This window comes from Actinomycetospora sp. ABD4_176, from assembly GCF_056311855.1.
Genome location: NZ_CM149974.1, coordinates 4,395,170 through 4,408,710, shown reverse-complemented (window position 1 = coordinate 4,408,710; position 13,541 = coordinate 4,395,170). Strand labels below are relative to the sequence as shown.

11 protein-coding genes and 1 tRNA gene are annotated in these 13,541 nt (G+C 72.0%); 8 read left to right on the top strand and 4 right to left on the bottom strand.

The genetic code is table 11. The features are described from left to right. Positions 1 to 79: 79 nt before the first annotated feature. The 3 genes from ACYX4T_RS21270 to ACYX4T_RS21260 all read left to right on the top strand — a co-directional run bounded on the left by ACYX4T_RS21270 (position 80) and on the right by ACYX4T_RS21260 (position 2,548). Positions 80 to 1,105, top strand: coding sequence for a 6-phosphofructokinase (locus ACYX4T_RS21270; protein ID WP_476011254.1), 1,026 nt, complete (start codon positions 80 to 82; stop codon positions 1,103 to 1,105). Positions 1,106 to 1,182: 77 nt separating this feature from the next. Then, entirely contained in the window at positions 1,183 to 1,947 is a 765-nt protein-coding gene (locus tag ACYX4T_RS21265) for an alpha/beta fold hydrolase (RefSeq protein ID WP_476011253.1), read from the top strand. Positions 1,948 to 2,014: 67 nt separating this feature from the next. Then, complete coding sequence (locus tag ACYX4T_RS21260; RefSeq protein WP_476011252.1) at positions 2,015 to 2,548, top strand: GtrA family protein; 534 nt, start codon at positions 2,015 to 2,017, stop codon at positions 2,546 to 2,548. Between the two features lie 21 nt (positions 2,549 to 2,569). Here the strand turns inward: ACYX4T_RS21260 and ACYX4T_RS21255 are convergent, their stop codons facing one another. Continuing rightward, positions 2,570 to 3,040 (bottom strand): BLUF domain-containing protein, encoded by a 471-nt coding sequence (locus ACYX4T_RS21255; RefSeq protein ID WP_476011251.1) that lies wholly within the window; start codon positions 3,038 to 3,040, stop codon positions 2,570 to 2,572. An 81-nt stretch (positions 3,041 to 3,121) separates the two neighbouring features. Between ACYX4T_RS21255 and ACYX4T_RS21250 the strand changes: the two genes are divergently transcribed. Both ACYX4T_RS21250 and lysX read left to right on the top strand, forming a co-directional pair. After that, on the top strand, positions 3,122 to 3,535 hold the full coding sequence (locus tag ACYX4T_RS21250) for a hypothetical protein (RefSeq protein ID WP_476011250.1): 414 nt from the start codon (positions 3,122 to 3,124) through the stop codon (positions 3,533 to 3,535). A 109-nt stretch (positions 3,536 to 3,644) separates the two neighbouring features. Beyond that, positions 3,645 to 7,067, top strand: coding sequence for a bifunctional lysylphosphatidylglycerol synthetase/lysine--tRNA ligase LysX (gene lysX / locus ACYX4T_RS21245; protein ID WP_476011249.1), 3,423 nt, complete (start codon positions 3,645 to 3,647; stop codon positions 7,065 to 7,067). Positions 7,068 to 7,612: 545 nt separating this feature from the next. On the opposite strand, the gene ACYX4T_RS21240 is transcribed toward lysX, so the two are convergent. Then, positions 7,613 to 8,041 carry a DUF3237 domain-containing protein gene (locus ACYX4T_RS21240; RefSeq protein ID WP_476011248.1) on the bottom strand — a complete coding sequence of 143 codons (429 nt, stop codon included), beginning with the start codon at positions 8,039 to 8,041 and terminating at the stop codon, positions 7,613 to 7,615. A gap of 687 nt (positions 8,042 to 8,728) precedes the next feature. Here ACYX4T_RS21240 and ACYX4T_RS21235 point away from each other — a divergent pair. Continuing rightward, positions 8,729 to 9,763 carry an NADP-dependent oxidoreductase gene (locus ACYX4T_RS21235; RefSeq protein ID WP_476011247.1) on the top strand — a complete coding sequence of 345 codons (1,035 nt, stop codon included), beginning with the start codon at positions 8,729 to 8,731 and terminating at the stop codon, positions 9,761 to 9,763. 385 nt (positions 9,764 to 10,148) lie between these two features. Here the strand turns inward: ACYX4T_RS21235 and ACYX4T_RS21230 are convergent. After that, positions 10,149 to 10,225 (bottom strand) — tRNA-Lys (locus tag ACYX4T_RS21230). A gap of 523 nt (positions 10,226 to 10,748) precedes the next feature. Between ACYX4T_RS21230 and ACYX4T_RS21225 the strand changes: the two genes are divergently transcribed. Together ACYX4T_RS21225 and ACYX4T_RS21220 are read left to right on the top strand one after the other, a co-directional pair. Beyond that, positions 10,749 to 11,306 carry a hypothetical protein gene (locus ACYX4T_RS21225; RefSeq protein ID WP_476011246.1) on the top strand — a complete coding sequence of 186 codons (558 nt, stop codon included), beginning with the start codon at positions 10,749 to 10,751 and terminating at the stop codon, positions 11,304 to 11,306. A 356-nt stretch (positions 11,307 to 11,662) separates the two neighbouring features. Further along, positions 11,663 to 12,451, top strand: a complete 789-nt coding sequence (locus ACYX4T_RS21220; RefSeq protein WP_476011245.1) for an ArsR/SmtB family transcription factor — start codon at positions 11,663 to 11,665, stop codon at positions 12,449 to 12,451. A gap of 3 nt (positions 12,452 to 12,454) precedes the next feature. Here the strand turns inward: ACYX4T_RS21220 and ACYX4T_RS21215 are convergent, their stop codons facing one another. Beyond that, entirely contained in the window at positions 12,455 to 13,489 is a 1,035-nt protein-coding gene (locus ACYX4T_RS21215) for a PHP domain-containing protein (RefSeq protein WP_476011244.1), read from the bottom strand. Positions 13,490 to 13,541 lie beyond the last annotated feature (52 nt).

The following is a 13,541-nucleotide window of genomic DNA, read 5'->3' as shown; positions in this document are numbered from 1 at the left end:
TCACGGCCCCGCCGGCCCGACGCGAAGCCCGGTCAGGGCCTGCTACACCCGACCACCCCTGTCGTGGGAACCTCCGGTCATGCGCGTGGGCATCCTCACAGGCGGCGGCGACTGTCCCGGTCTGAACGCCGTGATCCGGGCGATCGTGCGGCGCGGCGTCCCCGAGTACGGCTACGAGTTCCTCGGGTTCCGGGACGGCTGGCGCGGCCCTCTCGAGGCGATCACCCGCCCGCTCGACATCCCGGCCGTGCGCGGCCTGCTCCCGCGCGGCGGCACGATCCTCGGGTCGTCGCGGACCAACCCCTTCGCCATCGAGAACGGGGTCGGTCGCATCAAGAAGAACCTCCAGGACCTCGGGGTGAACGCCCTCGTGGCGATCGGCGGGGAGGACACCCTCGGCGTCGCGAGCGAGCTCCACGACGCCGGCGTCCGGGTCGTCGGGGTGCCGAAGACGATCGACAACGATCTGTCGGGCACCGACTACACCTTCGGCTTCGACACGGCGGTCAACATCGCGGTCGAGGCGATCGACCGCCTGCACACCACCGCCGAGTCCCACCACCGCACGTTGATCGTCGAGGTCATGGGCCGTCACGCCGGCTGGATCGCGCTGCACGCCGGGATGGCGGGTGGCGCCAACGCCATCCTGATCCCCGAGGTCCGCTTCGACATCGACCAGGTCTGCGAGTGGGTCGAGAGCCGCTTCCGGCTCGAGTACGCGCCGATCGTCGTCGTCTCCGAGGGCGCGATGCCCAAGGACGGCGAGGAAGTGCTGCTCACCGGGGACAAGGACGCCTTCGGCCACGTCCGGCTCGGCGGCGTCGGCGAGTGGCTGGGGCGCGAGATCGAGGCCCGCACGGGCAAGGAGGCCCGGACGACGGTGCTCGGGCACGTCCAGCGCGGCGGGACCCCCACCGCACGCGACCGCTGGCTCGCCACCCGGTTCGGCCTCCACGCGATCGACGCGGTCGCGGCGGGCCAGTGGGGCCAGATGACCGCCCTGCGCGGCGCCGACATCGTCACGGTCCCGCTGCACGAGGCGACGCAGCAGCTCAAGCTCGTCGACCCCGACCTCTACGCCGAGGCCGCCGTCTTCTTCGGCTGAGGTGGGTCCGCGACCACCGGTTCGTGCGTGGGGCGTGACCGTGCCGCACCCGCGCCGAGGGAGCAGGATGCGGCGCCATGACGGTGGCACTGGTGCACGGCAATCCGGAGAGCGCGGCGCTGTGGGACCCGCTCGTGGCCGAGCTGGCCCGCGCGGGCGTCGACGACGTCGTCCGCCTCTCCCCGCCCGGGTTCGGCGTGCCGCTGCCCGCCGACTTCCCCGCGACCGTGACCGCCTATCGCGACTGGCTGATCGGCGAGCTCGAGCGCTTCGACCGGCCCGTCGACCTCCTGGGCCACGACTGGGGCGGCGGCCACCTCGCCACCGCACTCATGGCGCGCCCGGAGCTGGTACGCAGCTGGGCCAGCGACGCGCTGGGGCTGTTCGAGCCGGACTACGTGTGGCACGACCTCGCGCAGACCTGGCAGACGCGCGGCGAGGGCGAGGCCAACCTCGAGGAGATGCTCGGCGGCACGCCCGAGCAGCGGGCCGAACAGTTGGAGGGGTTCGGCGTGGGCCGGGCCGAGGCCCTGCAGATGGCGGGCGCCCAGAACGAGGACATGAAGCGGGCCATCCTCGCGCTCTACCGCTCCGCCGCCCAGCCGGCGATGTCCCAGCTCGGCCGCGGACTGCCGGCGCTGGCGGCTCGCCCGGGCCTCGCCCTCCTCGCCACCGCCGACCCCTTCGGCGGCTCCGAGGAGCTCCGCCGGCGCGCCGCGGAGCGGGCCGGGGCCGAGGTCGCGGTGCTCGACGAGCTGGGCCACTGGTGGATGGCCGAGGACCCGGCCCGCGCCGCCCGGGTGCTCGTCGCCTTCTGGCGTGCCCGGGCCTGGAGCGCCTGACCCCCGCCTCGTCGCTCGCCTTTCTCGACAGCCGCCGCGGGGTGGCTCCCCGCCGTAGGTTGGGCGCGTGTCCGCTGCGAGCCCGTGCCGACCGTGTGCGGAGGGGGCGCGGTCGTGGCAGGTCGCGCTCTGCGGCACCCGGGCCCGGCTGCACGGCGACGACCCGGCGGCCCAGCTCGTCCGCTTCGTCACGGTCGGCGTGATCAGCTCGCTGGTCTACTTCGGGGTGTTCCTCCTGGTGCGGCCGCTGGGCAGCCAGCTGGCCAACCTGTCCGGCGCGGTCGTCTCGTCCGCCCTCGCCAACGAGCTGCACCGGCGCCTCACCTTCCACGCCGGCGCGCGCATCGGCTGGTGGACAGCGCAGTGGGAGGGCGGCGGGCTGGCCGCGGCCGGGTGGGTGGCCACCGCCACCACCCTCGCCGTGCTCGATCCCGTGGTGGGCGAGGCCTGGTGGGCGCAGGTGGTCCTCATCGCCGCGGTGACCGGTGCGGTCGGTCTGGTGCGGTTCGTCTTCCTGCGGCTCTGGGTGTTCTCCAGCCACGCGCGCCGGACCGTTCGCGAACGCGCGCCCCGGAGACGGATGCGCGTGGGCGGGTCGTGACCCTGGTCCGGTGGGCCCGGGTCAGAGCGGCCGGACGTCCGGGTTCGCGTACTCCCGCATGAGGTCGAGCACCACTTCCTGACGCTCGTCCTCGAGCCGGGGCACCGCATGGGGGACGTCGGACGCCTCGTCGCCGCGTGCCGCCGGGAGGTCGGCCCCCTCCTCGTCGGAGACGTGCGCCATCGACCAGTGACCGAACACGCGGCCGTCGACGGTGCCGGCCTCGAGCAGGACCACGTCCTCGTGGCGCGGGTCGGCGGCGATGGTGGCGTAGAGATCCCGCACCGTCGCCTCGTCACCCTCGAGCACCTGGACGAACGTGTCCTGCCAGACCAGCAGAGCACCGCTGAGACCCAGATCGGTGTTCTTGCGGCGCGACAGCTCGAAGATCTCCTCGAGCTCCGCGGGCCGGTTCTCACGCTCCATGGTCGGGCTGCTGCGGTAGGCCAGGCGGAAGACGGACGCGCCCCTCGGCGCCGTCGTATCGGTCATGTCGTCGCACTCCTTCGCGGGCTCGGGCTCGCCCGGCGTCGACGGGACGGGCGTCGGGGCGTCGCGGCGCGAGACCCGGGCATGCCCCCGCGCCACGACGCCCACACCTGGAGGCGCGCGAGGTTCGGCGCCCGGTCGCTGCTGCGCGCGCTGCCGTCCCTGCGCACCCTGCCCGGCCTCACCGAGGACATCGCGCTGCAGCTGCGGTCCGGGCTCGTGCGCGTGGAGGTCGAGAAGTTCAGCGCGGCGCGACGGGCCGCGGTGACCGCGTGGGTGGACCAGGTGCTGTTCGCCGCCATCGGCTCGGTCGGGCTGCTCGTGTCGGTGGTCCTGCTCGTCGGCGCGGGCGTGGCGGCTCCCCGCCCGGGCACGAGCGCGCAGGTCACCATCGGCTGGATCGGTCTCGTCCTCGCGACCGTGATGCTCCTGCGCGTCGTCGCCCAGATCGTGCGCCGCCAGTCCTCCGCCGGAGCCGACGACCCCCCGGGTGCGTGAGCACGCTACTCAAATCGCTGTATCCGCTCACCCGATCGATCGCCATGCTGACGGCAGGAGCCCGGCCGGGGACACGCGCCGGGGCGCGCGACACCCTCTCGGAGACGACATGGTCGAGCTGACGGCTGACGAGCACCCCGCGACGGGGTCCCGCACGCCGTTGCCGGCGCCCGTCGCGGCGCGCCGGGACGGCACGACATCGGCGAGCCGGTCGGCGTGGGACCGGTTCGCCGACCGGGTGCCGGATCTCCTCGCCGGCTACCTCGCGTTCGTCGCGGTCTTCTGCGCCGTCACGGCGATCGTGCCTCCCCTGCGCGCCCCCCTGGAGTGGCTGCGGACCGCGATCGAGGTCGTGTCGGTCGGGGCGCCGCCGAGCCTGGCCACCGCGACGTTCCTGGGCATCCTCGCCGCCGCCGTGCGCCGGCGGATGCGCGCGGCGTGGTGGTTCGTCGTGGCCTACGTCGTGCTGAGCCACGTGCTGGGCGGCGTCGAGCTCACGATCGACACCGACGCGGACGACCCGGTCACCCTCCTCGTCGGAGGCACGGGGACGTGGCTGCGGCTGGTGTTCGGCGTCCTGGCGCTCGCGATCCTGCTCGTCGCCCGGACGCGGTTCACCGCGCGGACCCAGCGGCACAGCGGGTGGCGCGCGCTGGGGACCTACCTCGCTCTCGTCCTCCTCGGCACCCTGCTCGGCTGGGGCCTGCTGGCGCTGTTCCCGGGCACGCTGAGCAGCACGTCGGACCGGTGGGGGTGGGCCGTCACCTACGTGCTCGGCGGCCTCGGCGACCCCGGAGCGGTGGGCATCGACGGCGCCGGACCACGGGCGGTCACGTTCCTGTGCGGGCTGTTCGGCGCCCTCGCCGTGCTGGCCGCCGCGTACGTGCTGTTCCGGCCCCGGCCGGACCGCCGCCGACTCGACCCCGCCGACGAGCAGCGCCTGCGGGTGCTGCTCGACCAGTACGGCGACGACGACTCGCTGGGCTACTTCGCCACCCGCCGCGACAAGGCCGCGGTGTTCTCGAGGTCGGGCAAGTCCGCGGTGACCTTCCGCGTCGTCTCCGGCGTCAGCCTCGCCAGTGGCGACCCGATCGGCGATCCGGAGGCGTGGCCGGGCGCCATCGAGGTCTGGCTCGACGAGGCGCGCCGGTACGGCTGGTTGCCGGCGGTGATGGGGGCGAGCGAGCGCGGCGCCCGCGCCTACGCGGGCCTGGGGCTCGGCGTCGTCGAGCTGGGGGACGAGGCGGTCCTCGACGTGCGGGAGTTCTCGATGGAGGGGCGGTCGATGCGGGTGGTCCGCCAGGCCGTGAGCCGGGTGGAGCGGGCGGGCCACACCGTCCGTGTCCGGCGGCACGCCGACCTCTCCGCGGACGAGATGAAGGAGGTCGTCGAGCGTGCCGACGCCTGGCGCGACACCGACGCCGAGCGCGGCTTCTCGATGGCCCTCTCCCGACTGGGCGACCCGGCCGACGGCCGGTGCGTCCTGGTCGAGTGCTTCGACGGCGCCGGGGAGCTCCGGGCGCTGCTGTCGTTCGTGCCCTGGGGCCGCCACGGCCTGTCCCTGGATCTCATGCGCCGCGACCGCACCGCCGAGAACGGCCTGACCGAGTTCATGGTCGCCTCGCTCGTCGAGCAGGCGCGCACCCTCGGGGTGGACCGCCTCTCTCTCAATTTCGCGATGTTCCGCGCCGCGTTCGAGCAGGGCGAGCGGATCGGTGCCGGCCCGGTGGTCCGACTGTGGCGGCGGCTGCTCGTGCTGGGGTCGCGCTGGTGGCAGCTCGAGTCGCTCTACCGCGCGAACGCCAAGTACCAGCCGACCTGGACCCCGCGCTACCTGTGCTTCCGCGCGGCCCGCGACCTGCCGCGGCTCGGTCTGGCCGCCGCGGCCGCGGAAGGGTTCCTGACCACCCCGAGCCTGCGGACGCTGCAGCGTCGCGGCCTGGCCGCCGAGGGCGGCCCGGTCGTCGCGCTCCCGGCGCCGTCGCCGGCCGCGGCGGAGGATCCCGTCGCGGCGGAGCTCGCGGCCCGCCGCGCCCGGCTGCCCGAGCAGGTCCGCGTGCGCCTCGCGAAGTACGACCGGATGCTGGCCGCAGGCGTCGACCCCTACCCCGTCGGCCACCCGCGCACCGCGAACCTCGCCGACGTCCGTGCCCGGTCCGGGCACCTCGCGGCGGACGCGGTGACGGGTGAGCGCGTGGCGGTGACCGGCCGGGTCGTGCGCGTCCGTGACTTCGGCGGGCTGTGCTTCGCCGTGCTGCAGGAGGGCGACACCCAGCTGCAGGTCATCCTCGCGGCCGACAGGCTCGGCCGCGACGGCGTGCGCGACTGGGCCCGGCAGGTCGACCTCGGTGACCACCTGGGCGTCACCGGCGAGGTCGGGACGTCCCGCCGCGGGGAGCTGTCGGTGCTGGCCACCACGTGGTCGATCACCGCGAAGTGCCTCCGTCCGCTGCCCGACAAGCGGGGCGGTCTGGCCGACCCCGAGGCCCGGGTCCGGCAGCGCTACCTCGACCTGGTGGTCAACGGCGCGGCCCGCCGCATGCTGCGCCAGCGGTCGGACGCCGTGCACGCGGTACGCGAGTGCCTCACCGACCGGGGGTACCTCGAGGTCGAGACCCCGATGCTTCAGCCGGTGCACGGCGGGGCCAACGCTCGACCGTTCACCACCCACATCAACGCCTACGACATGCGCCTCTACCTGCGCATCGCTCCCGAGCTGTACCTCAAGCGACTCATGGTCGGCGGCGCGGAGAAGGTGTTCGAGCTCAACCGCAACTTCCGCAACGAGGGGGCGGACGCCACCCACAACCCCGAGTTCACCATGCTCGAGGCGTACGAGGCCTACGGCGACTACGACACCATGCAGACGATGGTGCAGGACATGATCCAGCAGGCCGCCCGGGCCGCGCTGGGCGGCACCGTCGTCGTCCACCAGGGTCGTGAGTACGACCTCGGCGGGACCTGGCGCGCGACGACCGTGAACGCGGCCATCTCCGCCGCGCTGGGCGAGGAGATCACCGCCGACACCGGCGTCGAGGAGCTGCGGCGCCACTGCGACCGCGTCCGGGTCCCCTACGACCCGAACTGGGGTCGCGGCGCCGTCGTCCTGGAGCTCTACGAGCACCTCGTCGAGGACCGCACTCTCGAACCGACCTTCTACCGCGACTTCCCGACCGACGTGTCCCCCCTGACCCGCCAGCACCGCGACGACCCGCGGCTGGCCGAGCGGTGGGACCTCGTCTGCTTCGGCGCCGAGATCGGCACCGCGTACTCGGAGCTGGTCGACCCGGTCGAGCAGCGCAAGCGGCTCACCGAGCAGTCGCTCCTGGCCGCCGGTGGGGACGCCGAGGCGATGGAGCTCGACGAGGACTTCCTGCTCGCCCTCGAGTACGCCATGCCGCCGTCCGGCGGGTTGGGCATGGGCGTCGACCGGATGGTCATGATGCTGACCGGCAGCACCATCCGCGAAAGCGTGCTGTTCCCCATCGTCCGGCCGGGACGCGGCACGAGCCGCCTCGCGACGGACGGTTAGAACACGCTTCGACACCTTCTGGGGCGACCACCCGCTCCACTGGGACCGCGACGCCCGCCTCGTCGAACCCGCCGTCTCGCGGCTCAGCGACGCCTACCACCATCACGACTTCTTGGCACTGGCGGAGACGAGAAGCCGCTGACAGCCCCGACATCTCGCCGCCGCTCCGATAAGTAGGGAGCCACGACCTCGCGCAACGCCCGCGCATTCGGCAAGGCCCCACCTCCAGCACCACTGCCATGATGGAGGTCTACTCGGGGAACCTGATCTACCTGGCGCCCAAGGCACTGCGCGCACTCCTCGTCCTGCTCCCCGCGGCGGCTTCTTCGCGTCGCTCGTCGACGGCACGGCTCCATCAACGCGGCAGCACCAACAGCTTTCTCTCGAAAGCACGCGGTGGTCGTGATGATCCCAGCTTCACACGTTGCGCTCGCCGAGCTCGTACCTGACGCTTCTGACCCTCCACGTTTCAAGGAAGTCCATGTCGATGGTCGCGTCCGACACCGCTCGCGGAGGGGGCGCCATGGGAGAACAGGACGGGTGCCCTAGCGCACCTCGTACCACTCGTAGTCGAGAGACAGGTCCTCGTGGACGACTCCCTTGCCGATAGCCTGTATGCGATTGAGCCAGGCGTAGCGTTCGTCGCCAGTCTCGAACCGGGGGGAGACGTAGATCGTGACGGGAGGCTGCAGGCCGTTGGACACGTCGGCGCGGCCGAAGTACTGGGCGTAGATGACGGTGTCATCGTCGGTACGAAAGGTTGCTCTGATGTCGAGGGTGGCGGTGCCCTCGGGGCCGACGATCAGCCAGTCCCCGCTCATGGAGCCCGTCATCTCGCCGCTAAGCCGGTCTCCCTTGAAGGTGCCGCTCTCGGCCTCGAAGATCACCCGTGTGCCGGCCGGCCCAGTGCCGATCTCGGTCGGCGGCCGCAGTTGGATCCGCATGGTGCAGAGCGGTACCAGCTCGATCGTCATTCTGAACTCCTCCCGTCCACTCAAGACGTTTGGTCGATCGCAAGACTCTGAAGGACACGCGGGTTGGCGGGCCTTAATGTGACCGATTCCCTCGCGCGACGTGCGGACTGAGTGTCCAACCAGCGACTTCAGCAGGTGAAGGAAAGGAGAAGCCTTGTCACCCGTCTGCTGGCCGGCCGCCACTCGGTCGGCGGGAGTATTCGACACCTAGACCGACCACTTGGGCGATGGCAAGTGCCCTCTTGGACTGAGTCTTGGCGCACGTAGTTTGATGACACGCCGCGAGCGGGGCGACACGTGGTGCGACACGCGGCCGCAACAAGCGAGGGGCGGCCCACCAGCGACGGCGCCGCGCGCACCATAGCTAGGACCACTATCCAGCCCATCCGCAGTACCGAGCGCAGCAGGCCGAAGGGCGCCCGTGCTGCCTCAACGCTGAATTGGTCACGTTCTAGGCTGCAAAATCGACACTTGATGTCACCGACCTATCGCGCAAGGTGACTGCAGTGAACGTCTCAGTACTCGATACGAGTGGCAGGGGTCGGCGAGAGCCCGTCGCACTGTCACACTTGGCGCTCTCCAAGACACGACCCGCGCCGTGAAGGCTCTACGCCGTTCGTCCTATGGAACTTCTCCTGATCGAGCTCGGACGCAGGTCCTGTCCCAGACCGATCATGTGGAGACGTCATGTCGGCAACAGTGAACCGCGCTTACCGGCTCAAGGGTCGACCCGAGGGCTCGCCAGACGCAGATGACCTCGAGCTCGTCGAAGAGATCGTGCCCGACCCCGAGCCGGGTCAGGCGCTGGTACGCAACTGCTACCTGTCGGTGGACCCCACCACACGCGTGTGGATGAGCGACTACCGCGGCTACATGCCGCCCGTGCCGTTGGGCGAGGTCATGCGCGGGGTCGGCGTCGGGCAGGTGGAGAAGTCTCGTCGCGACGATCTGTCCGAGGGGGCCGTCGTGCTCGGGTGGCCCGGATGGCAGGAGTACTGCCTCACCAACGAGTCCAGCCTGGTCCCGCTCGAGTTCCCGTTCCTGCCCCTGCCCGACCCGCTGCCCGCTCCGCCCTCGGCCTTCGCCGGCGTCCTCGGGCACACGGGACTCACCGCCTACGTCGGTATGGACATCGGCAAGCCCCGCAACGGCGACACCGTCGTCGTCTCCGCCGCCGCCGGCGCCGTCGGATCGATCGCCGGCCAACTCGCGAAGGCGGCCGGCGCCACCGTGGTGGGCATCGCCGGCGGGCCCCAGAAGTGTCGCCACGTCGTCGACACGCTCGGCTTCGACAGCTGCATCGATCGACACGCCCAGGACTGGCGCGAGGACCTCGCCGCAGCCACGCCCCACGGGATCGACCTCGACTTCGAGAACGTCGGAGGCGAGATCATGGACGCCGTCCTCCTGCGCCTCAACGTCGGAGCCCGCGTCGTGTTGTGTGGCATGATTGCCGCCTACAACCAATTCGGCTCAGTTGGTCAGCACGACATCATCCAGTTCGTCATGCAGAGAGCGAGCCTGCACGGGTTCCTCGTGCTCGACCATCTCGACCGCGTCGCGGAGGCCGGTGCCCACCTCGGCGAACTCATCGCTGCCGGCACGCTGCACTACGACGAGACCATCGTCGACGGCCTCGAGAAGGCACCCGCCGCTTTGTCCCAGATCCTCGACGGTGAGAATCTCGGCAAGATGATCGTTCGCGTCAGCGAAACCCGGTAGGCCGGACGTCGACCTACGCGATCAACGTCTCAGGCCGGCACGGAGTGATCTACCGTCGCCGCGGTCCGGGGACTGCGGCGCTCGTCGAGCTGCGTCCCGAGCCGGCGCGCCGCTCTCTCCGCGTCCCGAGCAGCACGCGGACCGGGCGGAACGACCTCGCGCAGGTACATGCGACGGCCGGTGACGGGTCGACGCCAGCGAAGAGGGACACGCGCAACGAGGCGCTCGGCAGCTCCTCGATCGTTCTTCGCCGGGCGCTACGCCGGGCCCTCCCAGCGGCCACAGCGTGGAGCGTACAGCGGGCCGTGCTCCACGATGTGCTCCACGAGAGCCGCGATGGCCGTAGTGACCGAGGTAAGACCGTTTGATACTCGCAGGTCAGAAGTGGTGGGCCCCGTGGGACTCGAACCCACAACCAACGGATTAAAAGTCCGTAGCTCTGACCGATTGAGCTAGAGGCCCGGCGGCCGTGGTGAGCCGCGGAGGGAAGCGTAGCCGCGGGGCACCCGGCGGCCCGGCGAGCGCCCCGGCCAGGACGAGGATTGGTCCGTTCAGCGCATCCAGGGTGGCGTTCGGCGAGCGACCCGGAACGGCGGGCACCCCCACGCGCTCGGTGGTCGTGACCCCACTCGGCGCAGTCGCCCGTCCCGGACGGGTGAGCCGCGGTGACATCCACGGTCGTTTCCCCTGGTCAGTGGCGGAGCTCCCGCCGAGCACCGGGAGAGGCTCGACACGCCGGAGCGAAGCAGCCGGACCAGCTCTGACACACCGTCACCGGATGTCACGGTCGGGTCACTGTCGTGCTGCGAGCCGGAAACGAGTAGGAACAGGAGACGCCGGAGGTCGGACCTCCGGCACGCACGACCGGAGCAGCGGCCGAGCACTCCCCGATCGCACGCCTCGACCGCCGCCACGGAAGCCCGCGGGCCCCGACGGGGCGCTGGACCACCCGGCGCGCCGGCCGCCAGGAGAGGAGGCCACCGAGATGTCGATGGCCGTGGTCATGTCCGAGATGCCCGACGTCTGGCGCAAGGTGCTCGCCGAGCACGTGCCGGACGAGCGTCAGAGCTGCCGCGAGTGCTTCCACGCCGGGGGTCGCGCGAGCTGGCCGTGCCAGACCTACCGCATCGCGCAGGAGGCCAAGTGGGTCGCCGAGGGCGGTCTGCCGGGCACCGGCCCGCACGGCCCGGGCCCGAGCCGGACGCGCATGGCCCCGCCGGAGCCGGAACGCCGCGATGCGACCCCTGACGCGCGGTCTGCGGCGCCGATCGCGCGGCCGTCGCAGGCGCCCCAGGACGCCCCGCGGACCGGGTCGACCACCCTGCCCACGACCGGCGGCTGGGCCGCGCCGTTCCCCGCCTCCGGCGGCTGGGCCGCCCCGGCCGCACCGAGCGCGCTCGACGACCGGCCCTTCGCGGGCGACCCGCGCGGCGAGTCGGCCGGCGCCGCGGTGACCGGCGAGCGTCCCTACGGCTCGACGTTCGACGCCCCGTACGGCGCGTCGTTCGGCGTCGACGACCAGGTGCACGCCGCACGCTGGTAAGTGCCCCGGAGACGGGACGGCCCCCGGAGCATCTTCCCGGTCGCGCGAGCGACCGGGCCCCGACTGGACGAGGGTCGAGGGCTCCGGGGGCTGGTGTCCTGCCTGGATTCGCTGGCCGCCCTGCCGCGGGATCAGTGCCCGCGGACCGGCCATTCCACGGCCTTCGAGCGACTAGCTGACGGACACCTCACGAGTCCTGTCGTTCATCAACGCTGGACCACCTCCTCTCCCGTGTACCTCCACGCTAAGCGCGCCGCGATCACCCCGCAAACGGGTTCCGTCATACCGTTGACGAGCAACCTATAAGTTGCCTATCGTTGCTCGTGCAACCGGATGGTTGCTCGATCGGAGTGGTGATGGACGAGGTCTTCCGCGCCCTCGCCGACCCGAGCCGGCGGGCGCTGCTCGACGCCCTGCACGACCGCGGCGGCCAGTCGTTGCGGGAGCTGGGCGAGGGCCTGGACATGACGCGGCAGGCCGTCGCCAAGCACCTGGGCGTGCTCGAGGCGGCCGGGCTCGTGGTCACCTCGTGGCACGGGCGGGAGAAGCACCACCACCTCAACGCCGCGCCGATCAACGACGTCGCCGACCGGTGGATCCGGCGGTACGACAGGGCGCGGGCACAGACCCTCGCCGACCTGCGACAGGCGCTCGAGGAGACCGAGATGTCCGACGATTTCGTCTACGTGACCTACATCCGCACGACGCCCGAGAAGCTCTGGCAGGCCCTCACCGACCCGGCGTTCATCACCCGGTACTTCGAGGGCGGCGGGCCGAGCTCGGACTGGCGGGAGGGCTCGAAGGTGCTCTGGTCGATGCAGGGCGAGCCCCACCACGACTGGGACCAGCACGTGCTCGAGGCCGACCCGCCGCGGCGGCTCTCCTACACCTGGCACAACTACCAGCCGGAGATGCAGGAGATGTTCGGCTGGAGCGACGAGCGCCTGGCCGAGCTGCAGCAGGAGAAGCGCTCGAAGGTCACCTTCGACATCGAGCCGGCCGGTCGCGCCGTGAAGCTGACCGTCACCCACGACGACTTCGTGCCCGACAGCGAGATGCTGCGCGGGGTCTTGCAGGGCTGGCCGGGGATCCTGTCGAACCTCAAGTCGGTGCTGGAGACCGGCGAGGTGGTCGGCGCCTCGTGAGCGCTACCCCCGGGAGCGCCAGGCGGCCAGGTCGGCGGCGGAGCGGGTGTTGACGATGCGGTCGATCGGCACCTCGCACTCCTCGGCGCGCTCGCAGCCGTAGGGCTGCCAGTCGAGCTGGCCCGGCGCGTGGGCGTCGGTGTCGACGACGAACTCGCAGCCCGTGGCCAGGGCCTGGCGCAGCAGGTCCCGCGGCGGGTCGAGGCGCTCGGGCCGGGAGTTGATCTCGACCGCCACGCCGTTCTCGATGCAGGCGTCGAAGACGGCCTCGGCGTCGAACGTCGACGGCGGCCGGGTGCCGCGCCCGCCGGTGACCAGCCGCCCGGTGCAGTGCCCGAGCACGTCGACCAGCGGGTGCGACACCCCGGCGACCATGCGGGCGGTCATCAGCTCGCTCGGCGCGCGCAGCTTCGAGTGCACGCTGGCGACGACGAGGTCGAGCTCTTCGAGGAGGTCGTCCGGGGCGTCGATGTCGCCGTCCTCGAGGATGTCGACCTCGATGCCCCGCAGCAGCCGGAACGGCGCGAGCTCGGCGTTGACCTCGTCGATGACGTCGAACTGCCGCCGGCGCCGCTCGGGGGTCAGGCCGTTGGCGACGGTGAGGTTCTCGGAGTGGTCGGTGAGCACCATCCACCCGTGGCCGAGGTCGCGGGCGGTGCGGGCCATCTCGAGGATGTCGCTGCCGCCGTCGGACCAGGTCGAGTGCGTGTGGCAGTCGCCGCGCAGGGCCGCGCGGATGCCCGCGCCACCGGCGATCGGCTCGGCGTGGCGGGCCTCGAGCTCGGCGAGCGTGGCCGAGGTGCCGCCGTCGAGGACCTCGGTGACCACCGCGGCCGTCTTCTTGCCCACACCCTTGAGGTCGGTCAGCGTGCCGTTGCGGGCGCGGGCGGCGACGTCGTCGGGGTCCAGCTCGGCCAGCCGTTCGGCCGCCGAGCGGTAGGCCTTCACCCGGTAGGTCTCGGCCCGCTCACGCTCGAGGTAGAAGGCGACGGCACGCAGTGCGGCGATCGGGTCACCATCGACGGGGAGGGCGGTCACGTGGTCAGGGATACCCCACCCGAGGCGGCCGTGGGCCACGCCACCACGGACA